Origin of the sequence: Nocardia sp. GP40 (assembly GCF_050434125.1) — a bacterium.
GTDB classification, from domain to species: Bacteria; Actinomycetota; Actinomycetes; order Mycobacteriales; family Mycobacteriaceae; genus Nocardia; species Nocardia albiluteola.
The window spans coordinates 50,124-75,875 of the sequence record NZ_JBNPVW010000020.1; the positions used below are offsets into that span (position 1 = coordinate 50,124).

27 protein-coding genes and 2 pseudogenes are annotated in these 25,752 nt (G+C 65.5%); 15 read left to right on the forward strand and 14 right to left on the reverse strand.

The window, feature by feature from the left end:
- Window positions 1-415: 415 nt before the first annotated feature.
- The 3 genes from ABH933_RS40320 to ABH933_RS40330 all read left to right on the forward strand — a co-directional run bounded on the left by ABH933_RS40320 (window position 416) and on the right by ABH933_RS40330 (window position 2,828).
- Window positions 416-1,030: a hypothetical protein gene (locus ABH933_RS40320; RefSeq protein ID WP_429427202.1), complete on the forward strand. Its 615-nt coding sequence runs from the start codon at window positions 416-418 to the stop codon at window positions 1,028-1,030.
- Window positions 1,027-2,256, forward strand: coding sequence for a serine hydrolase domain-containing protein (locus tag ABH933_RS40325; protein ID WP_429427200.1), 1,230 nt, complete (start codon window positions 1,027-1,029; stop codon window positions 2,254-2,256). Before ABH933_RS40320 ends, ABH933_RS40325 begins: the two co-directional genes overlap by 4 nt.
- Before the next feature lie 134 nt (window positions 2,257-2,390).
- Complete coding sequence (locus ABH933_RS40330) at window positions 2,391-2,828, forward strand: hypothetical protein (protein WP_429427198.1); 438 nt, start codon at window positions 2,391-2,393, stop codon at window positions 2,826-2,828.
- Between the two features lie 73 nt (window positions 2,829-2,901).
- Here the strand turns inward: ABH933_RS40330 and ABH933_RS40335 are convergent, their stop codons facing one another.
- Together ABH933_RS40335 and ABH933_RS40340 are read right to left on the reverse strand one after the other, a co-directional pair.
- The gene (locus ABH933_RS40335; RefSeq protein WP_429427196.1) at window positions 2,902-3,330 is read right to left on the reverse strand and encodes an NUDIX hydrolase; all 429 of its coding nucleotides are present in this window, start codon (window positions 3,328-3,330) and stop codon (window positions 2,902-2,904) included.
- A 44-nt stretch (window positions 3,331-3,374) separates the two neighbouring features.
- Window positions 3,375-4,376, reverse strand: coding sequence for a DUF4158 domain-containing protein (locus ABH933_RS40340; RefSeq protein ID WP_429427194.1), 1,002 nt, complete (start codon window positions 4,374-4,376; stop codon window positions 3,375-3,377).
- A gap of 370 nt (window positions 4,377-4,746) precedes the next feature.
- Between ABH933_RS40340 and ABH933_RS40345 the strand changes: the two genes are divergently transcribed.
- A complete protein-coding gene (locus ABH933_RS40345) occupies window positions 4,747-5,202 on the forward strand; it encodes a hypothetical protein (protein ID WP_429427192.1) in 456 nt (151 codons plus the stop codon).
- Window positions 5,203-5,527: 325 nt separating this feature from the next.
- Here ABH933_RS40345 and ABH933_RS40350 read toward each other — a convergent pair whose 3' ends face one another.
- The 3 genes from ABH933_RS40350 to ABH933_RS40360 form a co-directional block, all read right to left on the reverse strand.
- Window positions 5,528-5,719, reverse strand: a complete 192-nt coding sequence (locus tag ABH933_RS40350; RefSeq protein WP_429427190.1) for a DUF6879 family protein — start codon at window positions 5,717-5,719, stop codon at window positions 5,528-5,530.
- Window positions 5,676-6,020, reverse strand: a complete 345-nt coding sequence (locus ABH933_RS40355; RefSeq protein WP_245402138.1) for a DUF1330 domain-containing protein — start codon at window positions 6,018-6,020, stop codon at window positions 5,676-5,678. The genes ABH933_RS40350 and ABH933_RS40355 overlap by 44 nt, the downstream gene beginning before the upstream one ends.
- A 147-nt stretch (window positions 6,021-6,167) precedes the next feature.
- Window positions 6,168-6,536 (reverse strand): nuclear transport factor 2 family protein, encoded by a 369-nt coding sequence (locus ABH933_RS40360; RefSeq protein ID WP_429427188.1) that lies wholly within the window; start codon window positions 6,534-6,536, stop codon window positions 6,168-6,170.
- 582 nt (window positions 6,537-7,118) lie between these two features.
- On the opposite strand from ABH933_RS40360, the gene ABH933_RS40365 reads away from it, so the two are divergent.
- Window positions 7,119-8,222 (forward strand): recombinase family protein, encoded by a 1,104-nt coding sequence (locus ABH933_RS40365; protein ID WP_429427186.1) that lies wholly within the window; start codon window positions 7,119-7,121, stop codon window positions 8,220-8,222.
- A 211-nt stretch (window positions 8,223-8,433) separates the two neighbouring features.
- Window positions 8,434-8,640, forward strand: coding sequence for a hypothetical protein (locus tag ABH933_RS40370; protein WP_429427184.1), 207 nt, complete (start codon window positions 8,434-8,436; stop codon window positions 8,638-8,640).
- A gap of 632 nt (window positions 8,641-9,272) precedes the next feature.
- Here the strand turns inward: ABH933_RS40370 and ABH933_RS40375 are convergent.
- The 4 genes from ABH933_RS40375 to ABH933_RS40390 all read right to left on the reverse strand — a co-directional run bounded on the left by ABH933_RS40375 (window position 9,273) and on the right by ABH933_RS40390 (window position 13,105).
- A complete protein-coding gene (locus ABH933_RS40375; protein ID WP_429427182.1) occupies window positions 9,273-9,614 on the reverse strand; it encodes a hypothetical protein in 342 nt (113 codons plus the stop codon).
- An 18-nt stretch (window positions 9,615-9,632) separates the two neighbouring features.
- Window positions 9,633-10,325: a tetratricopeptide repeat protein gene (locus tag ABH933_RS40380; RefSeq protein ID WP_429427180.1), complete on the reverse strand. Its 693-nt coding sequence runs from the start codon at window positions 10,323-10,325 to the stop codon at window positions 9,633-9,635.
- A 285-nt stretch (window positions 10,326-10,610) separates the two neighbouring features.
- Window positions 10,611-11,570 (reverse strand): squalene/phytoene synthase family protein, encoded by a 960-nt coding sequence (locus tag ABH933_RS40385; RefSeq protein WP_429427178.1) that lies wholly within the window; start codon window positions 11,568-11,570, stop codon window positions 10,611-10,613.
- Between the two features lie 467 nt (window positions 11,571-12,037).
- A complete protein-coding gene (locus ABH933_RS40390) occupies window positions 12,038-13,105 on the reverse strand; it encodes a hypothetical protein (protein WP_429427176.1) in 1,068 nt (355 codons plus the stop codon).
- 134 nt (window positions 13,106-13,239) lie between these two features.
- Between ABH933_RS40390 and ABH933_RS40395 the strand changes: the two genes are divergently transcribed.
- Window positions 13,240-13,908: a recombinase family protein gene (locus tag ABH933_RS40395; RefSeq protein ID WP_429427174.1), complete on the forward strand. Its 669-nt coding sequence runs from the start codon at window positions 13,240-13,242 to the stop codon at window positions 13,906-13,908.
- A 100-nt stretch (window positions 13,909-14,008) separates the two neighbouring features.
- On the opposite strand, the gene ABH933_RS40400 is transcribed toward ABH933_RS40395, so the two are convergent.
- Window positions 14,009-14,581 carry a transposase family protein gene (locus tag ABH933_RS40400; RefSeq protein ID WP_429427172.1) on the reverse strand — a complete coding sequence of 191 codons (573 nt, stop codon included), beginning with the start codon at window positions 14,579-14,581 and terminating at the stop codon, window positions 14,009-14,011.
- A 291-nt stretch (window positions 14,582-14,872) separates the two neighbouring features.
- Here ABH933_RS40400 and ABH933_RS40405 point away from each other — a divergent pair, with 291 nt between their 5' ends.
- Window positions 14,873-15,364, forward strand: coding sequence for an alcohol dehydrogenase catalytic domain-containing protein (locus ABH933_RS40405; protein ID WP_429455257.1), 492 nt, complete (start codon window positions 14,873-14,875; stop codon window positions 15,362-15,364).
- Here the strand turns inward: ABH933_RS40405 and ABH933_RS40410 are convergent.
- A pseudogene (locus ABH933_RS40410) lies at window positions 15,254-16,123 on the reverse strand (class I adenylate-forming enzyme family protein); the annotation flags it as partial. The gene ABH933_RS40405 and the pseudogene ABH933_RS40410 sit on opposite strands and share 111 nt — an antisense overlap.
- Window positions 16,124-16,289: 166 nt before the next feature.
- On the opposite strand from ABH933_RS40410, the gene ABH933_RS40415 reads away from it, so the two are divergent.
- Window positions 16,290-17,576: a PucR family transcriptional regulator gene (locus tag ABH933_RS40415; RefSeq protein WP_429427168.1), complete on the forward strand. Its 1,287-nt coding sequence runs from the start codon at window positions 16,290-16,292 to the stop codon at window positions 17,574-17,576.
- A 402-nt stretch (window positions 17,577-17,978) separates the two neighbouring features.
- Here the strand turns inward: ABH933_RS40415 and ABH933_RS40420 are convergent, their stop codons facing one another.
- On the reverse strand, window positions 17,979-18,776 hold the full coding sequence (locus ABH933_RS40420) for an alpha/beta fold hydrolase (RefSeq protein ID WP_429427166.1): 798 nt from the start codon (window positions 18,774-18,776) through the stop codon (window positions 17,979-17,981).
- Window positions 18,773-18,964: an alcohol dehydrogenase catalytic domain-containing protein gene (locus tag ABH933_RS40425; protein ID WP_429427164.1), complete on the reverse strand. Its 192-nt coding sequence runs from the start codon at window positions 18,962-18,964 to the stop codon at window positions 18,773-18,775. Before ABH933_RS40425 ends, ABH933_RS40420 begins: the two co-directional genes overlap by 4 nt.
- Between ABH933_RS40425 and ABH933_RS40430 the strand changes: the two are divergent.
- Together ABH933_RS40430 and ABH933_RS40435 are read left to right on the forward strand one after the other, a co-directional pair.
- Window positions 18,964-19,452: pseudogene (locus tag ABH933_RS40430) on the forward strand (thiolase family protein); the annotation flags it as partial. The gene ABH933_RS40425 and the pseudogene ABH933_RS40430 sit on opposite strands and share 1 nt — an antisense overlap.
- Window positions 19,449-20,054 (forward strand): enoyl-CoA hydratase/isomerase family protein, encoded by a 606-nt coding sequence (locus tag ABH933_RS40435; RefSeq protein WP_429427162.1) that lies wholly within the window; start codon window positions 19,449-19,451, stop codon window positions 20,052-20,054. The pseudogene ABH933_RS40430 and the gene ABH933_RS40435, both read left to right, overlap by 4 nt.
- Before the next feature lie 26 nt (window positions 20,055-20,080).
- Here the strand turns inward: ABH933_RS40435 and ABH933_RS40440 are convergent, their stop codons facing one another.
- Entirely contained in the window at window positions 20,081-21,232 is a 1,152-nt protein-coding gene (locus tag ABH933_RS40440; protein ID WP_429427160.1) for a PucR family transcriptional regulator, read from the reverse strand.
- A gap of 163 nt (window positions 21,233-21,395) precedes the next feature.
- Between ABH933_RS40440 and ABH933_RS40445 the strand changes: the two genes are divergently transcribed.
- Genes ABH933_RS40445 through ABH933_RS40460 form a run of 4 tightly spaced genes read left to right on the forward strand, consistent with a single transcriptional unit; the run spans window position 21,396 to window position 25,705 of the window.
- Window positions 21,396-22,076, forward strand: coding sequence for a nitroreductase (locus ABH933_RS40445; RefSeq protein ID WP_429427158.1), 681 nt, complete (start codon window positions 21,396-21,398; stop codon window positions 22,074-22,076).
- Between the two features lie 35 nt (window positions 22,077-22,111).
- Window positions 22,112-22,861, forward strand: a complete 750-nt coding sequence (locus ABH933_RS40450; RefSeq protein WP_429427156.1) for an enoyl-CoA hydratase-related protein — start codon at window positions 22,112-22,114, stop codon at window positions 22,859-22,861.
- Window positions 22,862-22,877: 16 nt separating this feature from the next.
- Complete coding sequence (locus ABH933_RS40455) at window positions 22,878-24,683, forward strand: AMP-dependent synthetase/ligase (RefSeq protein WP_429427154.1); 1,806 nt, start codon at window positions 22,878-22,880, stop codon at window positions 24,681-24,683.
- 47 nt (window positions 24,684-24,730) lie between these two features.
- Window positions 24,731-25,705, forward strand: a complete 975-nt coding sequence (locus ABH933_RS40460; RefSeq protein ID WP_429427152.1) for an NADPH:quinone oxidoreductase family protein — start codon at window positions 24,731-24,733, stop codon at window positions 25,703-25,705.
- Window positions 25,706-25,752: the final 47 nt, after the last annotated feature.

Consider the following 25,752-nt stretch of genomic DNA (forward strand, 5'->3'; position numbering starts at 1 on the left):
CTTTCCTGCAGTTTTCTCCACCCCCGGTGCGGCATCGGGTTCGGGCGTGGCCCAGGTCGAACTCAGCGACGGGCTCGCGCGCCAGGCTAGGTCCACAGCTCGGCTCGGCCCCTGCTCTCCGCCTCGAGCAGTCGAACACGAATGTCTCATCGGGACCGGGTGCTGTCGCGAGTCGAGCTGGAGCGGTTATTCCATCTCGACGACGTTGATATCCGGTGTCATCACATGGAGTGTGCACCGGCGCGAGACCTTCTCCGAAAGTCCCCGCGCCAGTGCACTTTTCCACATCCATACCGTTTCGATGGTGTAGCAGGCACCACCATAGATCGGGAGATAAGGCCAATGACACGGTTCGCCGATCTGCCTACCGTTGCCGAACATGACGAACAGCAATGGACTGCGGACCCGATTGGCAGTGGGCTTCGGCATCGCCGCCCTGATCACCGCCGCGGCCGCGGTGCTCGCCCCGCAGGCCGCTGCCAAGGAACTCGCCCTCGGACTGACCTGCGGTGACGACTACACCTGCCGCAACGACACCGATGACACCTACCGCGTGACCTGGCGGATGAACTGCACGACCGGCCTCGGACAGCAGTCCACCACTTGGGTAAGCCCGCACCGGACCGAAGCGTTGCGGCCTTCCTGCCCGACTTACTACAAGCCCGGTTTCACAGATGATTTCAGTGAGTGGATCCCCGGCTCCCCGCGCAGCGTCGAATACCTGAGCGCGGAGGTCGACGACAATCCTGCCTCGCACGGCGGGCCGTCGACCGGGTCCGCAGCGGTTCGGTGCATCCGTTGTGTCTCGGTTGGGGACTCGCGAGGCCTGTGGCCGGGCACTGCTCGTCGCCACACTGTTCGCATTGACCGGGTCGTTGATCGAAGCATTGGTCTCACGGACAAGCCGGTGCTCGGCGGAGAAGTCCACGCGGGACTGGTGATAGCCCGCGCTCCGGAATATCCCCCAGGCCGATCCCGGGAGTGCGCCCGGACGCGGCCCGATGGGGGCGAAACTAGCGTTCAGTCATGACTTCGACTCTGCGAAAGCACCTCGCCGTGGCATTCGGTGTCGCAGCACTACTCGTCGCCGAGGTGGCCACCGCCGCCGCCTCCCCTGTGGAGCAGTTGCGCCAGGACACCGAGGCGATCCACGCCCTCGGTGTCAGCGGTGTGCAGGCCCGCGTGATCGCGCCTGACGGTCGACAGTCGGTCGCCACGAGCGGCACCGCCGACCTGAACACCGGCCGCCCGGTCCCATTCGACGGCTACTTCCGCATGGCCAGCACGTCCAAGACGCTGGTCGCCACCGTGGTCCTCCAACTGGAGGCCGAGGGCAGGCTGTCCCTGGACGACACCGTCGACCACTGGCTGCCAGCAGTGGTGCAGGGTAACGGCAACGACGGCAGCCGGATTGTCATCCGCCAACTGCTCCAGCACACCAGCGGCATTCACGACGAACTGCCCGGATACACCACGCCGGAGGAGTACTACCAGCAGCGCCGCGACGCCCACAGCCCCGAGCAGCTGGTTGCCCGCGCTATGGCCCACGCGCCGGACTTCCCGCCCGGCGAGGGCTGGGGGTACTCCAACACCGGCTACGTCCTGCTCGACATGATCATCCAGAAGGCCACCGGTCAACCCGCCCGCCAGGAGATTGAAGACCGCATCTTGCGCCCGCTCGGCCTCGACCACACCCTGTGGATGGGCACCTCGCCCACCCTGCCCCAGCCGCACGCCCAGGCCTACCAGCTCTTCGGCCCCGATTCCGTGGTCAACGTCACCGACCAGATACCGGTGGACTACCAGAACCTTTCGTGGGTCACGACCACACAGGACGAGAACGACTTTTTCCGCGCGCTGCTCGCGGGCCGCCTGCTACCGACGCGGCAGCTGGCCGAGATGAAGCAGACCGTCCCCGTGAGCGCGGAGGTCCAACAGCTGTGGCCCGGCGGCCGATACGGGCTCGGCCTGGTTGAACGCCCCCTGAGCTGCGGAGGAACCTACTGGAGCCACGAGGGCGGAGACGGCGGCTACATCACCCTCAACGGCGTCACCGACGACGGCAGGCGAAGCGCCGCGGTCTCCATGTCCGAGGCACGCGGCGACACCCCGGAACACATACTGGGCCAGGAGAACGCGGCCAGCGCCCTGATCGACCACGCACTGTGCGCCGGGGGCCCCAGCACCCCGTGCGCGGAGACGGCGTCATGGTGGGCGGTGAGCGTTTTATTCGGTGATCGCTGCCGGAACCCGTAGCTGTTGGCGCGCAACATGTTCCGAAGGCACTCAACTCGGCATAGAAAGACGTTCTGCGTGTCGGTCGGCGGGATGGGAACGCCTTCCTGATGCGCTTGTCGGGCTTGGTGTCCCATCGCAGGAGGAAGACGTTCGTGGGTAACACGAGTGGCTTGTCGCGGGGTGATCGCAACCGAAACGCACGTTTGGTGCGGTTGCGGGCGCTGGTCCCGGTCGATAACGCTATCGTCGGTATCGATCTGGTTGATCGCAAACAGATGGTCGTGGTGACCGATCACGACTCGAAAGTGCTGGCATGCAAAACATTCCGATGCCGTGCCTGGGATCTGGGTGCCGCGTTGGACTGGGCAGGCCAGCAGGCCGCCGTAGCGGGTTTCACCGGTGTGACGGTGGCGTGCGAACCAACCGGGCACCGGTGGCGAGTACTGGGCCAGCTGGCCGCCGACCGCGGCATGGCGTTCGTGTGTGTCCAACCGTCGTTGACCTGCTGGTCGCGTCGCGTCGAGGACCTCGCCTGCGACTGTCGCCGGCAATACTCACCGAATACCATGGTCGGCGGCCACGGCTGGTGACAACTAAGACCTGTCGTCACATGACACGACTGACCGGGCCCCAGAATCCGCGGGCCCGGTCAGTGCTCCTCGATCAGTTGGCCGGCTGCTGATCGCCTCGGATCTGGGCGAAGTAGTCGGACAGCATTTCGTTCTCTTCGAACCCCAGGACGGTGGCCGCTATGTCGGCCTCGCTGAACCAGCGCAGCTCTTGCCCCTCGGTCAGCACGGTTTCGTTCAGATCGAGGTCAAGGCGGGTTCGGAAGGTGTGTTCGAGCAGGCCCCAGTGACGTTCGCGCGTGCAATGGTGCTCGACCTCGGCGGGGTCCAGGACCACGCCGATTTCCTCTTTGATTTCGCGGATCACGTTCTCGAGCGGCGTTTCGCCGGGTTCCCGCACGCCGCCCAGCAGCGCCCACATGTTGGGGCATGGTATCTCGGGCTTGTCGTCGCGCAGGAACAGCAGAATCTCGCCGTCTGAGTTGCGGATGATGATGTTCGAGCCCTCTTGGGTGATCGCCATTCAGCTGCTCCTCGTAGTCGTGGGTTGTGCCTCGGCCCCTTCGGCTAGAGGGGTTTGATCACGCGCGCCGGATTGCCCGCGGCGAAGACCTTCTCTGGAAGATCCGGGGTCACGATGCTGCCCGCGCCAACAACGGTGTTCGCGGCGATGGTGACACCGGGGCAGACGATGACACCAGCACCGAGCCAGACGTTATTGCCGATCGCGACGGGTGCGGCGGTTTCCCATCGGTTGCGCCTGAGTTCGTGGTCGGTCATGGGGTGCAGAGCGGTAAGGATCTGGGAGCGAGGGCCGATGGATACATCGTCACCGATGGTGATCGGAGCGCCGTCCATGGCGATGCAGTCGTAGTTGAGAAAGCTATTGCGGCCCAGTCGGATTAGATGGCCGTAGTCGCATTGAAAGCGCGGCATGACCCAGGAACCCTCGCCGATGTCGCCGAGCAGATCCGCGAGGATACTGCGGCGTTGCAGATCCTCACCGGCAACGGTGGCGTTGAACTTGTCGAGTAGCTGCTGACAGCGCAGACGTTCAGCGACGAGTTCAGGATCATCACAGCGGTAGAGATCACCGCTCAGCATGCGGTTCTTCTGCTCACCCATGCGTTCCCGTAGCCAGGCCACGGCGCCCGTCAGCAGCGCCTTCGGACCGTCGCCGGTCATCCACGCCTGATCGGCGATCCACGCCACCAGCTCCGCCCCCACCTCGGCGAAGGGCGTCAGGTCGTAGGCGTGGATGATCTCGTCCTGGTGCTCGTACTGTGTGGGCTTGCGGTCGAGGTAGGACGTCACACACGACGGATCCGCGATCTTGAGCTGCGCGGCCAAATACTCGACCACCTCGGCCGGGACGTCGACCGGATCCGGCAGGAACATTCCCAGGTACCGCACCGTCACTAACTGCACCGCGAATCCGAGCTTGTTGTAGTCGCGTCGGCGGTCGGCGATCAGCTTGCGATCCTCGTCGTCCAGATGGAAGAACCGTTCCAGCTCCACCCGCGACAACGCTGGGAACCGGCCGTACTCGCCCACGCCCTCATCACGCACAGCCGGACATGAAACCACCAGCGCCACAACAGTGCTCGCAGTTCCACCGAATCCGCCGAACAATAACGATCGGTCTGCCGAACCAGCCGCTAAGCGTGACTTTTCTCGTCACTGGCCCGCACGGGCCTGCCTCCGGTCAGCTCGTCGCCGAGGACACCAGATCCGGCGTTCGACAGCCGTTTTTACGCCTCGATTCACTCGAACAGACGTTCTATTTCTAACCACCGATAAGTGAACGTTGTCGAGCGTCACCGACAGACCAGGTGATGTATGCAGTTCTCCTGTGCGGGCAGATCAGTTGTGCGGCAGGCTATCCGCCTGTGGAGCCAACCGAGATACGCATTCCCCGCGCCACGGCCGAGGCAAACGGATGACGGCGGCTGTTGTTGGGTTGATCGGCGTCTTGCTCGGCGCGCTGATGACGCAGTTAGGTGCTTTCTTGACCGATCGTCGACAGATCCGAAATGAAGCGATCCGTTGGTGCCGCGACCAGAAGTCGACGGCCTACGACAACACCATCCGTCACCTGGTCCGAGCAATCAGCCGACGATCCGGAGTCACCGTCAACGGTGGCGGACTCATGTTGACGCTCGACGACGACGGCGTTCGACAGTTCTTCGACGACCTCGGAGAAGCGCAGTTCTGGATCCACGCCTTGGCAACACGGTGCGAAGTCGATCAGATGAACCGCATTACGCAGGCGGCCGAAACTCTTGGCCGGATCATCCGCGAGATGGGTGATCCCGCCGCCGCCCTCGGACTGGGGAAACTTCGGCAGGTGCTCGCCGTCGTGACCGAATGCGCCCACGAAGACCGCTCCGGATGAGGCATGTTCGCCCGAACCGCTCCACTGATGCAGCCCGCGACTAACCGCCTGTCTTGAAACCTTGGTTTCGAGACAGGCACGCCCACCGCGCGGCGGTGGCGGTGATCCGGCCGCCGGGCAGTCTCGAGATCTGCGCTCGAAATACTCGGGTGGGTGAGCGCCAGTGGCGCCCAGGCAGCAGGGACCGGCAGCTGCTGCGGAAGCCATTCGCCGTGAATGCCCTGTCTGCCGGGCCGTGCTTGCTCGCGACGCTCATCCGACGCGCCGCTACTGTTCTCCGGCCTGCATCGCGCGCTCCGCTAGGCCGGGCCGGCGAGCGGTGCCGTCACCACGTCTGTGAGCTGCCAGGCAGCCACCGCACGTAGTCGCTGTGCGGCTCGCTGACCACGCGGATCCGCTGCACCGCGACGCCGCGGGCAGCGGAGGCGGCCATCAGCTCGCACCAGGCCCGCCGGGTGTCGGACGGGTGTAGGTCAGTCTTGTTCCGGCAGCAGGTAGGCCAATGCGGAGTCGGCACGGTATCCCGCGGGCAGACTCTCGAACAGAATCAGGTCGGCGGTGGTGTTGTCTGTACGCAGGTTGCGGATCTCCAGGTACGCCGGGGATTCGTACCAACCGCGGGCCGCTTCGATGGTGGGGAACTCGATAATGATCAGGTCGCCCTTCCAGTCTCCTTCGATTGTGTCGGCACTCGGGTTTCCGTGGGTGCGGAAGACTCCGGCGAACGGCTCCAGCGTGGCATCGACTCGGCGGAGGTACTCGACAATCTCCGGGCCGAAATTCGTGCTGTGAACATGGGCGATGATGTATGCCGTCATGGCATCCTCCTTGATAGGCATGTGGTGTGGTGATGAGCGGCGAAGTGCCGCAGCGGATTTCGAGTGGGCAGAAGTGCTGCCCGTGATCGCCGGTCCGGTGGCCACCACTGTCGTCGCGGTGGCCACCGGCGGACCCGGGTCACTGGCTCAGGCGCCCGCGGGCACCTTGTCCAGGAATCCGAGCACCTGGGTGATCCGGCCGTCCGCGCCGATCACCGCGACGTCGAATCCGATAATCAGCGGCTCACCGCCGGGGCGTCCGAGGTGCCAGGTGAACCGCGCGATGTCGTGGTGGGCGTCGACCGGTCCGCCGAGGCTGAACTCCAACCCCGGGAACTGCCCCTGCACCGCGGCGATGGTGGCCTCCAGACCGGCATGCCCGGCGACCGCGACCAACGGATCGGTGTAGCCGGCATCCTCGGCGAACACACTGGCAACCAGTGCCTTGCGCGCCTGCGGCTCGGTGGCGTTCCAGGCCGCCAGGTAGCCCTCGACCAGCTCGTTCACGTCGCTCATTGCCTTCTCCTTCGTAGTGCTTGCTGCGTTGTGAGCACTACGTTATGGAGATCCGAACCCCCCGGAATCTGTCGCACTTAGGTACCGCCTACCGGCGTGTGCACCAGCCGCCGCGCCCCGGCCATGACGCACACCGACCAACTGATAGCCGCCGATTTCTTTCACATCCCAGTCGCTTTCGGCGGTCATCTCACACGGCTCCGGCGGGCACGTTGACGGCAACCCCGGCCCAGGCGGGTGGTCGGGACGGGACCGATCCCCACACGGCCCGACCTGCCAGCCGAAGCCATCGAATCAAGCCGAGCCAGAACAGAATTCAGCCAACCCCGGACCCGGCATCGCTGCCGAGGGCTTGCCTGTCGCCCGCCGGGGTGACGGGAACGGAACGACCCAATCGGGTACTGGGCCTGTTGAAGTTGCGTCCGTTTGGGGTACACCCCAAACCAGCAGATTGGCCACTGAGGCGACCTGGGCTGATGTCTGTCGGAATGAGGTCCGATATCGAATTTTCCGACACTTTCCGAGTGTTGTCGACTGGACTTTAAGAGTCCAGACCGACAGATTCGGGAGAGGTCAGCCATTATGGACGTCGTCGGTTATATCCGGGTCAGCTCGACTGACCAGAACACCGTCCGTCAGCTCGATGGGCAGAAACTCGACAAGACCTTCACCGACCGCATGTCCGGCAAGGACACCAACCGGCCCGAGCTGACCCGGATGCTGGAGTACATCCGCGAGGGCGACACGGTGATGGTCGACTCGATGGACCGCCTCGCCCGCGACCTCGGCGACCTGCGTGGCCTGGTCGCGGGCATGACCGGGCGTGGCATCACCGTGGCGTTCATCAAGGAGGGCCTGACCTTCCGGCCGGGCAAGTCCGACCACGTCGCCCAGCTGATGCTCGACATCATCGGCGCTATCGCGCAATTCGAGCGTGCCTTGATCAAGGAGCGTCGGCTCGCCGGCATCGCCAAAGCCAAGGAACGCGGCGTCTACAAGGGCCGCAGACCCGCCCTCACCGACGAGCAGGCCGAGCAGCTGCGCGCCCGCGCCGCCGCCGGTGTCTCGAAAACCCAGCTCGCCGAAGACTTCCACATCTCCCGAGACACCGTCTACGCCTACTTGCCCAAACCCACATCAGCCCCAGCGGAAACCGACAGCGACCCGGACACGGCCGAGCGTGACCCGCTCGCCACGGTGCTGGCCGACCTGCCCGAAGACACCAGACCTCTCCCCCAGGTGGCCGTGTACGACCAGCTGCTCACCCACACCCCCGCCGCAGCCAGCCCGGCCGCCGAGACATCACAGGCTCCGGCCGCGGCAGCACGGTCGGCGGCGAAGACCGCGCGGCGTCGCCGGACGAGCTGGGCGCAGCGTATGAAGTCATCGGGTGCGGAGTCGGTGCGGGAGCTGGTCGACATCAGCCGCCCCGACGAGTCCGGCGTGCGGAGGGTCACCGACCGTGACGGCACCTTCCTGGGCCGGGTGGCGCGCGAAACCCGCATCGGTGGTGGGCGGGGCCGCTGGGTCGCCTGGTACGACACCGGGACCAAACTGCCCGATCGCGGCTGGACCAGCCTGGAAAAAGCCGTCGTGGGCCTGCTGCTGGCCCACGACGACCGCAACGCCATGCGCGCTGAACAGGCCAAGCGCGACCGGAGAGCGCGTCTCGCCGACAAGCTGTAGGCACCCAGCCCCGGCGCCCCGGACCCTGGACTGGACAGTGCGAACACCGGCACCGGACACCACGGCCCGCAGCCTCGGCGTGATCACCTCCGGCGAGGGTCGACGACTGGTAACCCTCCGCGATCGGCGATCTCGGCCGTACCGCGCAACGAATTGCATCGATAGTTGACGCGCTGATTCGACCGATCACACCGACAGGGGCAGCCGAAGCATGGAACCGCAGTCACCGACCGAGCAGCTGCTACGCGAGCTCACCGACCGCTATGGGTCTACCGAAGCACTGTTTTTCACCCTGGACGCGCTTCGTGCGGACCTCTGGGAGACCACCGAGGAGATCCCGGGCCTGCCCCTGCGCTGGGTCGAGGAAAGCAGCGGTCGTCACGCCCTGCGTGAAGCCCCCGAATTGTTCGACCGGTAGTCGCGGACCCATCCCAAGCGGGCTCCGAGACCGAATACCCCGTGGTGCGCGCTGACCCAGGGCGCACATCAGTTCGGATGCGACGACAATCGCCGCCGGGCCCACGTCCGCGTGCGTCCGGCGGCAGTCCGCCATGCGGCAAGCCCGCCGGATCTTTCCACGGAGGTTTCGTCATGTTTTCCCCACATCGCGGTCTCGCTGTTTTCGCACTTTCGTGCGGCCTGCCCCTGGGGGTGGCCCCCCTGGCTTCGGCTGACAGCCCCGGCCTGGTGCCCTCGTTCAAGTGCGCCAGCGCGAGCGGGGACCAAATGCCAGACGGGACCTGGCGGGTCACCGGCCGGAACTGCCAGGCGGTGGCCCCGATTCCCCTCGCCGACCTCGACGGAGGCCGGACTGCCGACCACCTGGTACTGGACAGTTCGATGGGCCATCAGCGCTGGCTCTGTGCGACATGGACCGGGCCTGTCACGGCGCCCGGGAAGCCCCGTCCGGCCTTGTCGGAAGAGTCGGGCGAGGGTTGCCGGATTGTCGGACAGGTGTGAGTGCCTCGGGAACGCATACAGGAGGCTTATTCAGCCGCTGGGACAACGGGTTTGATGATCGGTGCAGCTACCGGCTCACCGGCCCATGTCTCACGGTCCCGACCATTCCACTGCCACCCCGGCATGCCGAGCCTCTCCGAGGTAGCGCCACTGGATGCGGGTGACGGTGCTGTCCGGCCCGCAACCGGTGTGGCTGCGGCAGAAGAAGTCGATGAACTGCGCGGGCGTCATGGCCGGGAATCCTTCGGCGCGAACCTCTTCGGGGGTGATGAGGTCCAGGCGTTCGCGCCGCACGTCCAGGACCTCGACGTCGACGATCCGCACCAGCGGCTCGTCCTTGTGGCGGCCCATGACCTTGCGGCACAACGTCAGCCGCGTCCCGGGCTGCAGCGCGAGCCAGCCCATCCGGCGGGTGACCGTCTTGCCGGGCATAGGGGCGACGCATCGGCATCAGCCCCTGCACCCGGCGTCGGCAGCCTTCCGCAACCACACCTGTCCCTCCGTATGGTCACCCCGCCTTTTTATGAGCAGCAGGCGACCGAGGTCGCGCATCGCGCCGGGGTGTCCGGCATCGGCAGATTCCCGCCACCAGTGCTCTGCCGCCGCACCGTCACCCCGCTCTAAGAGCAGGATCCCGATGTAGTGCATCGCCTCGACGTGCCCGACGTTGGCAGCCTCCCGCCATAGTGTGTTCGCGGTGGAGAAGTTCTTGCGGAGATAAGCGGTAGCCCCGACCTCTGCCAGGATGTCGGAGTTGGTGTCGCGGGTTGCTTTGCGCCAGAAGGAGTCGGGGATGGGTTGTGGGGTGTGGCCGTCTTGTCCGTCGTCGGCGGCGACGAGGTAGTCGAACGGCCGGTACGTGCGGATACCGTTGTCGGGATAGTGGGTCCGCAATGCCGACGCCCGGCCTGACCCCTGCGGGGGTGTGCGCGCGGCCGTGATCGCCACGCGGACCGCGTCCTCGGTCACGTCGAGTTCCGGGTGGGCTTCCCGCAACCTCGGCATCGTGAGATCGATGAGCACGGGTTCGGGGACGGGGTCCGATCGCCCGATCCGTGCCCAGTCGATGGCTACGGCGATGACGGCGTGCCTGACCGGGTCGGCGGCCCAGCCAGCCGCGACAACGGCGGCAATGCACGACAAGTCTCACCACGGGCTGGTCGTCGGTCTCAGCCATGTCCTTCTCGGGGGTCGAGGAGCAAATCCGCCGGATCGCGCTAGCGCCGAATCCGGCGGACTTGGACCCCACGGGCCTACTGCAACCGATCAGATCCTCGGTTCTGACGTACTCCCGGCGCACTAGACGAATCAGTCCGAGCGCGCCGCTATTCTGCGGCTCGAGCCAACGGGAACCTCTCATCGAGTGAGAGACACTCGGTGAGAGGTGATCAACGACCGCGCAGCGGATCGCCGCTGCGGACCCGGTTGTTATGGGCGCCCCGACCAACATGAGTCTTTTGTCGATGCACCCATACGACGGGAACGCACCATCAGGGACAGGGACACCATCTTACTGTCGTGATAGGGACGGCGAAGGATGGCGGCCCCACGAGTCGCGACGTCGTCCAGACGCTTGTGGAACACGCCGAGCAGAAAACGATACGCCGGGCGGTAGTCGGGGGCGATGTCACCGAGGATCCGTTCGCTTTCCACGAGTGCGGCCCGCGCGGAACTGGCTGTGGCTGACAGCAACGCCCGCACACCCAGGGTGTCCTGTCCCTGCTCCAGGTCCGTTCGCGTCACGCCGTGCCGGTCGAGGTCGGAGACCGGCAGATACAGCCGCCCGTTCCGTAGGTCCTCGAACAAGTCGGTGAGGATGTCGGTCCGCTGCGCCCCGTCCGTGAGCAAGCGGAGGGAGGATGTGAACGATTGCTCCAGGACCATATCCGGGACCGCCCCGAGACCGAACATGAAAGACGGCAGCGCAACTGTATCGATGTAACGCTGGTAGTCCGCTTCCTGAACGAATCCGGGGAACTCCAGGTCGATACGGGTTCCTGCCATGTACGCGTCGAGCCACTCGCGGGACTGGTTCAGCAGATCGGTGGAGTGCACATATGCACGTATCAGCGGGTGCTCCGAGCTGCCGGTATCCAGCGCCGTCCCTAGCTGGGCGGCCCATTCCTCGAACTGCTGTGTCCGCGCTCCGACAGGGCCGTGGTCGCAGAGGTCGTCGGTGTAGCGAGCGATCGCTATCGCCGCGAACATGTGCGGCTGACTGGGCGGCGGAGCCAAGACCCGCAGTGGCACCCTGACCTCGAAATGTCTGCGCTGGAGATACCGTGCCGCAGTTGAATAGTCGGCGCGCGCCGTGTCTTCCCGTATCCCTGCCGCATCCAAACAACGTCGCCATGACCGCACGAACACGCCCCTAAGATCGACAGTCACACAAAGGATTTTGACTGTACACCCGGGACTGTGGATTCAAAGTTGTCCTACCCGACGCGATAGGACCCGATCCTGGCCAATCCAGCAAGACCGCGGCACCACACGCACCAGGCCCGGATGGACCGGCTCCGGTGTCGTCGTCGAGCTGATACGGCTCGTCCAGAGCGGGTTGACGGTTCGATCGGGTCGTGCGTGACGGTGATGCCTTCGCGAGTGTGGTCGGTGGACCTACGCCGGTATGACATCAAGCCGTCCGCCTGGGGTGTGACTCGCAGCGGATAGAGGCGGTGTTTTCGCGATGCCAAGTGGCGCCGATCACGAGGTGCTGCGGGCGTCCACGCGGCAGGGGATGACTCGGGCTGCCGACGCTACGCCGAGCGCGGCACCGCAATCGGCGGCGATATTCGGCGATCCGGTTACCTACCGAAATGTTGCGTGATGCGGCGATCTACGCGTGCCGGCTCGGCTCAGAGGTGCCGAGTCCCCCACTGCACGAGCTTCTCAACAGGGATGTCCCATGCCCGCACCGCGGAGTTGGGGACGAACGTCGTGATTTCTGGAATTCCCTCCAGTTCCGGGACCGTGGCGAGAAAGTGGAGGTATCTGCCATCTTCGAGCCGGATCGAGAAGGGTTGCTCCCGATCGTCGGGTCCGGGTACGAACAACAGCTCGGGCTCATCGGCGAGCCACGGTTCCAGCAGATCCTCGACTTGGGTGAAAGTGACTGCGGTGAGCCAGTCCCGTTGCGGTTGTCCTGTGACGTAATCGTCGATCACGGAGAAGCAGAGAGTCGACCAGTCTTCGATATCGCTTGCTCGGCACTGGTCGGCCAGTCCGTCGATGTCGAAATCATGCACGTCGGGATCCGGATCGCCCGCAGCCAAGCTGACGTAGCCGGCGTCGATATCCTGGCCGTCGGCACCGAACGCCGCCAAGGCGGAGTCCACCGCTGCGGCGAACCTGTTGTACTCGTCGAGTGTGAAGAATTCACACCAGTCGGGGACTGCGTCGCGCGTGGTGGGTGGGTCTGCGCGCTCGGCTTCCCGGCAGGCGGCCCGCAGCGGGGTGGCAGATTTCTGCAGGGTGCCCCGTTCTCGGTCTCGGACCAGTTGACGCAGATAGAATTCCGGGACCACACCTGTCGTGAATTCTGCCGGGGTGTTGGAGCGGATGACCGGGGTGCGGTTGTAGGGGTTGAGGTCGTCACCTGCACGATCCTGATAACCCCATCGGGTCGGCGCGACACGCAACAGGACTTCACCGATGTATCGCACCGTACCGGTGGTGAACTCCGCGTTGTCCTCGATGCCGATGGCGGCCTCGTCCGGGTAGCGCGCGAGTACGATCGGTTCCAGCGCGTCCAGGGAGTCGAGGGTGAAGTCGAAAGGAAAGTCCGCAGGCAGGTAGGAACGGCGCCACTGCTGCAGCGCACTTCCCATGCCGGCCAGCCATCTGTCCAGAAAGACGCGCGCCGGTTCGGTCATGTTCTTGCGGTCCTCGGCCATGTACGCCTCGGTTCGGTCATTCTCTTGCACGATGTACATCCTCGCGTGCCATCGGTGGGTTCCCATCTTTGAGTAGCGCGCTCGACTATCCCGCACGACTCACGTTGGGCAGCGCGAGAGTGTGCTCGATCTCTGACCCCCAAGTGTCGGTTGATGCGCCGCCCGTGCCTGACGATCACGCGGGTATCCAGTCAGTGGTGAAGCGGATCCATTTCATGAGCAACGCCGGAACCACCTACTCGCCTCATGCTCCTGTCTGTAATAGCCCGCTCACCCGGCGGCATGTGTCTCGTCAACGAACGCTTCCGAGACACTCTGAGCGGCAGCGGGTTTCCGCAGGACTGATCCGTAAAGGTTCCCGTGTACGCGGCAACGTCAACCTGTCGGGGGTTACCGATACGCTGCGGCGCATGCGAATCGGCTACGGGCGCGTGTCCACCACCGACCAGAACCCCGACGCCCAGCGCGACGCGCTCACCGCGGCCGGCTGCGAGCAGATCTTCCTCGACAAGGCCTCGGGCAAACTCGCCTCCCGCCCCGAACTCGACAAGGCGCTGCTCGTCGCGAACCGGCCCGGCGACCAACTGGTGGTCACCAAGCTCGACCGGCTCGGCCGCACCCTGACGAACCTGATCGACCTGTCCAAGGGCATGGGCAGGGCCTCGGCGTTCTCGCGCCGGGAAACCCGATACCCGAGTCGATCTCGGTGGCTTGCAGGGTACGGGTCTCCAACCGGCCGTGCGCTGGTTTTCCCGACGACCGGTCGAGCACTGGAATATCCTTCCAGGGCAATGCTTTACAGCGTGCCCGAAGAGTCTTCTGACTACCCTTGACGCACAGTACGTAGTGGGCGCCGGAATCGGTGATCAGCTGTGCGGTCTCACGGCAGGTAAGCGCGGCATCGGCGGTGGTCACGCACCCAGCGATCGTCAATCAGCGCAGCAGATCCCGCAGCGTCGGCGTCTCACTGGTCTTGCCGTCGACGCCGATCTGGGCCACGATCACCCCGGTCACCTGGCAGATCCCGGCCAGCAGATGCACCATCGCACCAGTAGCGCCGCGGGCACCCTCGAGCGTCTTGCCATCGAAAGCGATCACCGTGAATCCTCCGATAGTCTTGGTGCGCAGCCACATCCACGCCCCAATCGCCGCATCCAGCGCATCGGCATCCAGGCGTTGCAGCAGGCGGCGGATCGTCTTCTCGCTCGGCGGTTTCCCTGCGACCCCGAGGCAGGCCAGCGCCGGGGCCGGGGCGTCGGCGGCCCATTCCCCGATCGCGGTGAACGACCGCGCCCCGGCCAGTGTCGCGGCCAGCGCCACCAGCACAATCGCCGCCACACTGAACCTGCGGCCCTGCTTGCGCCGCGGATCAGCCACCTGCTGCAGCACCTCCAGCAACCCCGCAGGAACCACTACCGGGGCGACACCGTCATCGGCGACCCCACCCCCGGCGTCACCCGGGTCGACACGGACATCGTTGACAGGAGAAGATGAGACCACGTGCACAGCAACAGCTTTCAGACGATCCGGGTGTAGGAACCACGATCATCTCCGGCCGTCGCTGTGCCCGCCCTCAACGACACGCCGGAAACCCCAGGTCAAACCCTCACATCACCAGAACGCCGGAGCCCTGGCCGACCGGTGGACCTGGCTGCTGCTCGCCGCCCGCACCCAGCTCCGCCCCACCCGCGACCTCACCGAGGATCCGCGCCGCCCTTGGGGGAAACCCGCTGCCCCGCAACGGCTTACACCCGCGCGCGTCCGGCGAGGGTTTCGGCACCTGCGCGGGAAAGTACAATGGGCGGACCGTTGGTGATCGAGGAACTGCCCGTACACGAACCGGGCCGGGCCGAGGTTCGGGTCGCGGTTCAAGCGTGCAACGTCGTACCCAACCTGGCCAATGTGCTCAGGAGTTGGAGCGAGTGGTTCCCGTACCGCCCATTGCCGACTCTGCCGGCAATCTTCGGCCTCGATCCGGCAGGCATCGTCGATGCCGTCGGCGCCGATGCCGAAGGAATCGAGGTCGGCCAACGCGTCTACGTCAACCCCGGTCGCGTCGGCGTAACGCAGCAGGTCCGAGCCGACGGTGTCCTGGTCGAGCATCGCGGCGCCACGAGCCGATCGCGAAAGCGGCTCTCGACAACCTATTGGACGAAGTCACAAACAATGTGCCGGAACCTCGGCCAGTCCATGGTCGTGAATGATCGGTATGCGGTAGCGGCGTTCGAATGTGGTCCGCACTTCGAGGCTGGCTCGCGCTGCACCGCAGACGGCGAATCGCACCGATGAGGTGTTCGGCTGCGTATCGGCGGGCAGAGCGGATAGCTGCGTGTACATGGTTGGGACCGCGGAGAAATAGGTGGCACAGCTGCACTCGATCCGGTCGAAGAACGTTGTGGGATTGAATGGGCCGGCGATGGTGGCGCGGCCACCGGCGAGCAATGGTGACAAGGTGCCCATCGCGATTCCTCTGACATTGAACAGCGGTAGGATCGATAGGCTGTGGTCGGTGTCGGTGAGGGCGAATATCTCGATCGCCAATCGGCATAGGGCGTTGAGCTTCAGGTGGTCGAGCGTCATACCGTTCGGATTGCCGGCGGCGCCACAGGTGTGGGTAAGTAGTGCCGGCGTGTCGTCGTCGGCCCGCGCTGGCGCGGCGGTGTCCGGCTCTGCCGCGGTAAGCCTGTCAGCGGATACAACGGCGTGGACCGGAAAGCCGCAGCCGGGTGCGTGCGCGGCAATCAAGACCTTGGCGCCCGCGCAGGCCATGTGGTAGCCGGCTTCTTCGACGGGCAGTGCTGGGTCGATGGGGTTGACAGCGGCACCCAATCGCCAGGCGGCGAAAAGGGATACGACGTGGGCAGCTGTATTGGGTAGCATGACTCCGACCACGTCACCGGCTATTACTCCGTGCGCGCGCAGGGTGGCCGCGGCCCGCTGGACGGCGGCGAGGAATGCTGTGTTGTCCAGGTCGGTGTCGTCGTCAGTGAGCGCAGGCGCATGCGGGTTCGTCGCCGCCCGCAGATCCGGAAGTGCGGAGAAGTTCATAAACGGTCCTCGGGGCAGTGGTGCAGTTGTGGAGCCCCAACGGTAGAAGTGGGCAGCGGCTGGGTCGCTGTCGCGCGATGATGAAGCGCACGGCGATCTTTGTCACTGGAGAACAAGCGGATCGAAAACCTCCACTGGCGGTGGGCCAGAGATTAGGGGTGAAAACGTGACTAGGGCACGTCACGACGATTTCGATGCAGATCGCTTGATCGCGGCGATAGCCGCCCGGATGAACGAACGGGTGACCGACGTCAGCGCGGCCATCCGCACCGCCATCGAAGACGACATCGCCGATCTGCGGGGTGATCCCCTCACCGGCGACCTGCTTGGCGCCAGCGTCGAAGCCAACGTCGCCACCGGCTTGCACGCCCAGCACTATGGCCTGCCCGTCGCTGACATCCAGGTTGCGCCCGCTGTGGTGGATTACACCAGGCGGTTGGCCCAGCAAGGGGTGCCAGCCAATGCCTTGGGCCGCGCGTACCGGCTCGGGGAGCGGCGCATGACCGAGCTGGTGTTCGCTGAGCTGCGCAGAATGGCCATCCCCCCGACGGAGCGGATCAATGTGGTCGAACGCGTCAGTCGCACACTGTTCGACTACATCGACAACATCACCGAACAGATCTTGGCCATCTACAACGACGAGCGCGAACATTGGTTGGAAAGCCAGAACAGCATCCGCGAGATGCGGGCACGCGAAGTGCTGGCCAGCCGCAAAGCCATAGACGTCGACGCGGTCACCAAGGCGATCCGGTACCCGCTCCGCTGGCACCACCTCGCGCTCATACTGTGGTACCCGGACACCGAGACCGACAGCTATGCGACATCGCGCCTGCAGCGGTTCGTTCGCGAACTGGGCGACAAGGCCGCTACCTCGTCGAACCCGCTGGTCGTCACCGCGGACCAAGTCAGCTCCTGGGCCTGGCTGCCGTACCGGACCGCGCCCAACGGCGCGATCACCGACATACGGAGATTTGTGACCACCCGACCCGATGCCCCGGACATCGCGATCGGCACCCCCGCCGCGGGCATCGACGGCTTCCGCTACACCCACCAGAGCGCTCAACGCGCCCGCGCCGTCGCCCTGGCGCGCAGGCTGCCCACCCCGAGCGTCGTCGCCGCCGACGACCCCGGGCTGACTACCGCGGCATTGCTGGGCTGCAACCTCGCGGAGACCCGCGTCTGGGTGGGTGAAGTACTCGGCGGCCTGGCCTGCGACAACGAGAACGACGAACGCCTCCGCGACACCCTGCGGGTATTCTTGCGCACCGGACGGAGCTACAAAGCCGCCGCCACCGAGCTGAATCTGCACTCCAACTCCGTCAGATACCGAATCGGACGCGCCGTCGCACGACGCGGGCGACCGCTCGCCGGAGACCGGCTCGACGTCGAACTCGCACTGCTGGTGTGCCACTGGTACGGCCCGGCCATCCTGCGGCCGGACCCGAATCAGTAAGTACAGCCACCAACCCGCTCTCTGCACGCATCCCGAAACCGACAACGACCACGCCCGAATTCGTGTTCTCGCAGCAGCAGCGATTTACCATAGACAACGATGACCCTCCGGCGGCCTGCTTGTCGCGGGCAGCCGCTCGTTGGATCGCGTGCGGCGCGTCGCCGCGGCTATAACGCACCATGATCGGCGATACGAGCTTGCCCTACGAGCTCAATGCCTCGAATCGGGTGCGGTTGGTATCGATTCGAGTGGACGGTTTCGTTCGACATCGAGGATTTCATAGGCGGCGTGGCTGCTGCCTTTCAGCAGCACTAGACTTAATCCGGTCGATGCCTTGATTTGGTGGCGGCCCGACACCTTGGGGAATCGGCGTAGTGTCTTCTGGCCGCGCGGCGCGCCTGGTCACATGCCGATCTCCGTACCCGTAAGGATGGTGTCGGCGATGAGGTCAGGTGCGTCTCCCATGGGCGTGTGGCCGACGTCGGGTAGTTCCAGCCAGCGGGTGTGGGTGGGCAGCTGGTCGCGGAACTGGCTGTCGCCGGGGAGGACCATGCGGTCCAATGTGCCGAATGCGACGGTGATCGGGATGGTCAGGTGTTGCCCACCCTCGAACCGGGTCCGGCGGACCACGCCCAACATCCGCAGCAGAGTGGGCACCGCTCGGGTGAGGTCTTGCAGCTTCCTGATCGCATCACCCGCGGGCATCCGGTCGGCGTGCGCGAGCGAAACGGACAGGGCCCGTTTGCGGCTCGCCGGCACGTGTAGCAGGTAGCGCAGCGGCGGGGTGTTACCGATCCATGCTCCACACGCGGCTCGTGCGAACTGGATTTGGATCCGCGACGGCATGCCGCGGGCCCACAGTCCGGCTGGGGAAATCGCAACCACGGACCGCGCCATCCCGCGCTGGGCGGCCTCAAGCCCGAACCAGCCACCCATCGAGTTTCCCGCGATGTCGACCGGCTCCTCGATTCCGTGCCGCGTCAGCTCGGTGGCAAGCTCGTGCATCGCCCAGTCCATCGCGAAGACCGACCCGCGCACCGCAGATGTCTCACCGAAGCCGGGAAAGTCCAGCGCAATCACGCGCCGCTGCGCAGCGAGCCGGTCCATGGTCGGCAGCCACGCCCGTGCGGAGGAACCGCCGCCGTGCAACAGGACCAACGGCCGCCCGCTGCCACGTTCGGTGTAATTCCATCCGTTCATCGGCCAACTCCTTTACGACATCCAGAGGTCCGGCGTCCATCGGCGAATCCGCCGAGGGGTGCCAGGCCGTGCACGCGGTCACCGACTGCGAACCGGGTGCAGTTCGGCCCGGTTTCGATCACGACCCCGGCGATATCAACGCCCGGCGTGAACGGCGCCGGGGGCTTGATCTGATAGCGGCCCAACACTGCGGCCGGTGTTCCGTAAGGACGGCATCGTCACCGCCGGCTCCTCCTCACCGCTTTCTGACGGAGCCGCAGCTCTGGTGCTCGCGAGCGAGGATGCCGTCGTGCGTCATGGCCTGACCCCGCGCGCCCGCGTCGTCGCCAGCGCCAGCGCTGGTGTTGCTCCGAACGTGATGGGGCTGGGCCCGGTCCCTGCCACCGAGAAGCTGTTGGATCGCACCGGACTGCGCGTCGATGATCTCGACGCAGTCGAACTGAACGAGGCATTCGCTGCGCAGAGCCTTGCGGTGATACGGCGACTGAAGCTCGACCCGGAGCGTGTCAACGCCGACGGCGGCGCGATCGCGCTCGGGCATCCGCTCGGCTGCTCCGGTGCCCGGTTGGTGGTCACCTTGCTCGGGCGTCTCGAACGCGAACAAGCCCGCCTCGGTTTGGCGACGCTGTGCGTCGGCGTCGGCCAGGGTGTGTCGCTGCTCGTGGAGGGCGTGTGAACACTCTCATCGTCGACGAATGCGATGACCGCATCATCGTGACCCTCAACCGGCCCGACGCCCGCAACGCGCTCAACGCAGCGATGATCGGCGAATTGCACAAGGTGTGCGATCTTCTCGAACGCCAGCCGCGATTTCTGATACTGACGGGTGCGGGCGGGGTGTTCGCCGGGGGCGCCGACATCGCCGAGCCGCGTGCGCGTGGCCACAAAGAGGCCTTGCGGGGCATCAACAGCAGGCTGTTCGACCGCATCGCCCGGCTCCCGATGCCCACCATTGCAGCGGTTGATCGCTACGCGATCGGCGGTGGTGCCGAACTCGCTTACGCCTGCGATGTCCGGCTGGCCACCCCGGCGACCGTGTTGCCGACCGCTGTTGTGCTACCGCGCCGCGACGGGCCATGCGCGGGCGCGACCTGCTACGACTACCCAGCGACCGCCGATGCGGCGGTCAGGTTCTTCGCGATCGCCGGAGGCGGCCATGTCATTCCCAATCTGCGTCATCGACCACCGCGGTGGCTGTTCGGCCCCAGCACACGCGACTTGGTCGCTGCGGACGTCATCGCCGAATTCTTCGGCCTCGCAGGCAATTTCGCTGACTGACCCATCCTGAGCTCACCCGCAACCCATCAGGCGGGATGTACTGAGGTGTCCAATCTCGTGCGTTGGATGGCCCACCAGGTTTCTAGCAGGTGGTTCGGATTGTGCAGGTCCGCGCCGGCGAGCTCTTCGAAGCGACGCAAACGGTAGCGAACGGTATTGGTGTGCAAGTGCATGGCTTGCGCGGTGAGATCTGCGCGCATGTCGGTAGCGAGGTAGCACTCGACGGTTTCGCGGATGGCGTCAGCGCTGTCACCGGCGCCAAGGGGCACGAGATAGCGGGCGACGAGTTCGTCGCCGATTTCGCTGTCGGCGAGCACCGCTGGAAGCAGTCCGAGTGCGGCGAGATCGAAGGTGCCTGTGAGATGGAATGCGGCGGCGGTCGTCATGGCCCTGGTAGCGCGCTGGAACGAGGATTCCATCTGGTTCAGCTCGGCGGCGGGGCCATAACCGATTGTGGCGCCTAGGTTTTCGAGCGGTGGTTCGGTCAGGAATCCGGCGAGATCGCCGTCGATCTGGGCGACCATGCCATGTGGTGCCGTGGTGCCGACGCTTGAGCCTATGGCGCGTTCGAGTGTGGACATGGTCGACGTCGCGGTGGGGCGGGCGCGGACCGCGCGGTAGATGCGGCTCGGGTCGAGTCCGTATTGCTCTGCGCGGAAGCGGATTTCGGCGGGGCCGAGGGTGCCGAACAGGATGCCGCGCACCAGGTCGGTGCGGCGTTGCTGATCTTGCCGGGTGAGTTCGTGTTCGACATTGTGGTGGCCGTGGGCCAAGGTGTGGATCGCGAGGTCGGTCGTGTCGAGGACCTCGGTAGTCAGATCGAGTAGCTCGCTCTCGGCGATTCCGGCCGCGCGACCGATGGCGATCATGTCGTCGGTGACGGTGCGCACGCCAATGCGCCACGCGGCGAACATGTCCGGCAGCGCGATGCCCTGACGTCCTCGGAGCTCGCCGAGTTCGGTGAGGGTGCGCAGTTCGTCGGGGGTGAGCGCCCGGTGCTGGCCCACCGCTTCGAGCAGTCGCTGCAGGGTCGGTTCCGCGGTCGAAGCCAGGATCGCGTGATCGAAGTGCGCGTAGGCCGACATCTCGGCCCGCATGCGGGCGATGATCCGGTCGAGAAGCGTCGCTGATCGTTTCTCGAGCTCGTCGTGAAGGACCTTTCTGGTATCGGACCTCATACCGTGCAGTCTAAGGGTCATTTGTTCTCACAGACAAAGTATCGGTCGCCAACTTCGACAGTCGCGCCATAGCGCTGGATCTGCCACGAGCGGAATCATTCTGGATTAGAGGAAACGACAAATCTGGCGGCCTCGAAGATGTGATCAAACCAAGGTGAGGTAGATGACCGAGACTCGGCATACGGCATTGCGTGAACTTCTCGACCAGCGCTGGACGTGCAGGCAGTTCTTGCCCGACCCGGTACCGCACGAGACCCTGGAGCAGGTCCTCGAACTGGCACAACGCTCCCCCTCGTGGTGCAACACCCAGCCATGGCAGGTGATCGTCACCGAACAGCCCGCCACCGATCGGTTCCGCAAGGAGCTGCTCGCGCATATCGAGGGAACCGGCGTCGAGACCGACCTGCCGTTCCCCTCGACCTACAGTGGCGCGTATCGAGATCGGCGGCGTGAGTGCGGGGCACAGCTCTACGAGAGTGTCGGTGTCGTCCGGGGCGACCACGCCGGAACCCTGCGGCAGATGGTCCGCAACTTCGAACTATTCGACGCACCGCACGTGGCGATTGTGACCACCAGCGCCGAGCTCGGCGTCTACGGCGCGGTGGACTGCGGGCTGTACCTGATGGCATTCCTGCTCGCCGTCGAGAGCCTGGGCCTGGCCGCCGCGCCGCAGGCCGCCCTCGCCTCGTATTCGCCGTTCCTGCACGAGTACTTCGACATCCCCGCTGACCGGAATGTCGTGGCGGGCATCAGTTTCGGCTATCCCGATCGCGAGCACCCCGTCAACGCCTTCCGCACCACCCGCGCGCCGCTGGCCGACGCGATCACCTGGCACACCGCCTGACCACTACCACGATCATTTCGACCGAAGGAAGCTCCATGGGAGTCGAAACCAGCAGGGACGGAAGGGTATTCGTTATCCGGTTGAATCGACCGGACAAACGCAACGCCTTCGACGCGGCGATGACGGCCGGTCTCGATGCCGCGCTCAACGAATTCGAGGACGATTCGAGCCTGTGGGCCGCCGTCCTCACTGGCGAGGGCAGCGGGTTCTCCGCCGGCACCGACCTGAGCAGCGGTCCCGGAGACCCCACGCCCCGGGGCGGCAACTACGGCCTGGTGCGCCGCGCCCGCCGCAAACCGCTGATCGCCGCGGTGGATGGCTTCGCCTACGGCGGCGGCATGGAAATCGTGCTCGCCTGCGACCTGCTGGTCGCCGCCCGCACCGCCACCTTCGGGCTGCCCGAATCCCGGCGCGGCGTGATCGCCACGTGCGGCGGGCTGTTCCGCACCCCCCGGGCGCTGCCGCTGAACGTGGCCAAGCAACTGCTGCTGACCGGTGAGCCGATCACCGCCGAGCGCGCCTACGGACTGGGCTTCGTCAACGAAATCGCCGACGAGGGAAAGGCTTTGACCGCCGCCATCGAGCTGGCACAGCGCGTCTGCCGCAACGCGCCGATTTCGGTCCAGGAGAGCCTGGTCGCCCTGGAACGCGTGCACAGCTTGGACGACGACTTCGCCTGGCAGGTCACCGAACAGGCGATCGCCAACACCCTGACCTCACAGGACACCGCTGAGGGCGTGCGTGCCTTCCTCGAGCGCCGCGAACCCCGCTGGTCCGGCCGGTAACGCACGGGGCAACACAATGACACAAGATGAATCGCAAACCATGACGACACTGTGTGAGGCGTTCGCTCACACCGCGGCTCAACTACCCGATGCCGTCGCTCTGCGCACCGCGGACGACAAGGTGTCGATCACCTGGCGTCAGTACCGCGAACGCGTCCGCTCGATCGCGGCCGGGCTTGCCCGGCTCGGTGTGACACGCGGGGACACGGTCGCACTGATGCTCACCAATCGCCCCGAGTTCCACCTGTGCGACACCGCCGCACTGCATCTGGGCGCGGCACCATTCTCCATTTACACCACCAATCCCGCCAAGGTCGTCGCATACCAGCTCGACAACGCCGACGCACGCGTCCTGATCTGCGAAAAAGCCTTCCTGCCAGTCGTTCTCACCGCCACCGGCACCGCCGGCGTCGAGCACATCGTGTGCATCGACGGTGACCAGGCCGGCGACGACCGTACCGAGCTGCCGAATCTGGCCGACCTCGAGGCAGATCCGGCACCGGATTTCGATTTCGAACGAACCTGGCGGGCAGTGGGTCCGGATGATTTGGCCACCATCGTGTACACCTCCGGCACCACGGGCATGCCCAAGGGCGTCGAACTCACTCATGCGAATGTGCTGGCCAACGGATCCCTCCCCGCAGAATTCGGCGGGTTGAATCACACCGATACCGTCATCAGCTATCTCCCCGACGCACACGCCGCGAACCGGGTGTTCGCGCACTACAACAACCTCATGTTCGGCGTGCAGATCACGACGGTCACCGACACCAAAGCGATCATCAGCGCGATCACCAGCATCCACCCGACCACCTTCCTCGGCGTTCCACGGATCTGGATCAAGCTCCACGCCGGGCTGGAAGCCTTGATCGCGCAACAGAACCCACTCACTCGCAGCGTGACGCTGTGGGCGATCGGTGTCGGCCGCGCCCGAGCCCGCGCGAGGTCGGACAACCGCAGGCCACGTCCGACGCTGACCCTGCGGTACGCCGCGGCCGATCGCCTGATCCTGTCCCGGATCCGTACCCGGCTCGGTCTGGACCGCGCCCGGACCTTGTTCACCGGCGCTGCACCGATTCCGTTCGAAGTGCTGGAGTTCATGCTCGGGCTCGGACTGCCGCTGTGCGAAGCCTATGGGATGTCGGAATTTCCGGTCGCCGCCACCTTCAACCGGCCCGATCGCATCCGGATGGGCACCGTCGGCACACCGGTACCCGGTGCCGAGGTGACACTCGGCCCGGACGGCGAAGTCCTGCTGCGGGGGCCGCAGGCGATGCGCGGCTATCGCAAGGCACCGGAACAGACCGCCGAGACGATCGATCCCGGCGGCTGGGTCCACAGTGGTGACATCGGCACGATCGACGCCGATGGATACCTGCGGATCACCGACCGCAAGAAGGACATCATCATCAACGCGGCGGGGAAGAACATGTCCCCGACCAACATCGAGAACGCGCTCGCCGCCAGCTCCGCCCTGATCGGCCCCACGATAGCGATCGGGGAACAACGTCCCTACAACACCGTGCTCATCACCTTGGACCTGGACGCCCTCGGACGATTCGCCGAGAAGAACGGACTCACCCACCACACCATCGGCCAGCTCGCCACACACCCGCTGGTGCACGCCGAACTCGAACACGCTGTGGCAGAAGCCAATAGGACGCTCTCGCGCGTCGAGCAGATCAAGCGGTTCACGATCCTGGCCGATGTCTGGGAACCCGGCGGCCCCTTCTATACACCGACCATGAAGATCAAACGCCGCGCCGTCACCGTCGCCTACGCCGCCACGATCGATGCCATGTACAGCCCACCCACACAGTGACAATCCACGACACCACATCCACCACAACAGGAGCGAAGAGACAGAGAATGCACGCAGCACGGATCAGCAGGCTCGACGGGCCCCAAGCCATCGAGATCGTCGACATCCCCGAGCCCGCCGCCTACCCGGGGGCGGTCGTGATCGATGTGCACGCCGCGGGCGTCAGCTACCCCGACGTCCTGATGACACGCGGGCAGTACCAGATGAAACCCCCACTGCCGTTCGTGGTGGGAGGCGAGATCGCGGGTGTGGTCCGCTCGGCACCCGAGGGCGCGCATGTCCGGGCCGGCGACCGGGTGATCGCACTGACACTGCTCGGCAACGCGATGGCCGAGGTGGCCGTGACACCAGCCGAAACAGTCTTCCCCCTGCCCGAGAACGTCTCCATGCAATCCGGTGCCGGAATTCCTCTCAATGATCTGACCGTCCATTTCTGCCTGCGGACCCGGGGGCGGCTGGCCGCCGGTGAAACTGTGCTCGTGCACGGCGCAGCGGGGGGCGTTGGTACTTCGACGCTACGAATGGCCGCCGCGCTCGGCGCCGACCGTGTGATAGCAGTGGTCAGCACCGAAGAAAAGGCACGAGTCGCCAGGGACAACGGTGCCACCGACGTTGTCCTCGCCGAGGGCTGGTTGACGGCGGTCAAGGACCTGACCGCCGGACGTGGCGTGGACATCGTGCTCGACCCGGTCGGCGGCGACCGTTTCACCGACAGCCTCCGCGCCCTCGCGCAAGGAGGACGACTGCTCGTCGTCGGATTCACCGCAGGCGAGATCCCCACCATTAAAGTAAACCGCCTGCTGCTCAACAACATCGAAGTCATCGGCGCGGCGTGGGGCGAATGGGCAATGACCCACCCCGGCTACCTGCGCGAACAGTGGGCCGACATCGAACCACTCATCGCCTCGGGTGCGATCGCACCACCACAGGTGACCCGATACCCAATGGACCAAGCAGCCGCAGCACTGACCTCCCTCGACAACCGGACCGCCACCGGCAAGATCATAGTCAAGCTCCGCTAACCGGGCCTGACCGGTGGCTGGGAATTGCCACGAAGTAACCCCGACAT

Bases quoted from the DNA above. Each gene is read 5' to 3' on its own strand.
- ABH933_RS40420 (WP_429427166.1), bottom strand. From the start codon at position 18,776: ATGAACGGATGGAATTACACCGAACGTGGCAGCGGGCGGCCGTTGGTC.
- ABH933_RS40405 (WP_429455257.1), top strand. From the start codon at position 14,873: ATGGGCGGACCGTTGGTGATCGAGGAACTGCCCGTACACGAACCGGGC.
- ABH933_RS40455 (WP_429427154.1), top strand. From the start codon at position 22,878: ATGACACAAGATGAATCGCAAACCATGACGACACTGTGTGAGGCGTTC.
- ABH933_RS40355 (WP_245402138.1), bottom strand. From the start codon at position 6,020: ATGACGGCATACATCATCGCCCATGTTCACAGCACGAATTTCGGCCCG.
- ABH933_RS40450 (WP_429427156.1), top strand. From the start codon at position 22,112: ATGGGAGTCGAAACCAGCAGGGACGGAAGGGTATTCGTTATCCGGTTG.
- ABH933_RS40345 (WP_429427192.1), top strand. From the start codon at position 4,747: ATGACGGCGGCTGTTGTTGGGTTGATCGGCGTCTTGCTCGGCGCGCTG.
- ABH933_RS40325 (WP_429427200.1), top strand. From the start codon at position 1,027: ATGACTTCGACTCTGCGAAAGCACCTCGCCGTGGCATTCGGTGTCGCA.
- ABH933_RS40335 (WP_429427196.1), bottom strand. From the start codon at position 3,330: ATGGCGATCACCCAAGAGGGCTCGAACATCATCATCCGCAACTCAGAC.
- ABH933_RS40365 (WP_429427186.1), top strand. From the start codon at position 7,119: ATGGACGTCGTCGGTTATATCCGGGTCAGCTCGACTGACCAGAACACC.
- ABH933_RS40360 (WP_429427188.1), bottom strand. From the start codon at position 6,536: ATGAGCGACGTGAACGAGCTGGTCGAGGGCTACCTGGCGGCCTGGAAC.
- ABH933_RS40370 (WP_429427184.1), top strand. From the start codon at position 8,434: ATGGAACCGCAGTCACCGACCGAGCAGCTGCTACGCGAGCTCACCGAC.
- ABH933_RS40440 (WP_429427160.1), bottom strand. From the start codon at position 21,232: ATGAGGTCCGATACCAGAAAGGTCCTTCACGACGAGCTCGAGAAACGA.
- ABH933_RS40445 (WP_429427158.1), top strand. From the start codon at position 21,396: ATGACCGAGACTCGGCATACGGCATTGCGTGAACTTCTCGACCAGCGC.
- ABH933_RS40375 (WP_429427182.1), bottom strand. From the start codon at position 9,614: ATGCCCGGCAAGACGGTCACCCGCCGGATGGGCTGGCTCGCGCTGCAG.
- ABH933_RS40460 (WP_429427152.1), top strand. From the start codon at position 24,731: ATGCACGCAGCACGGATCAGCAGGCTCGACGGGCCCCAAGCCATCGAG.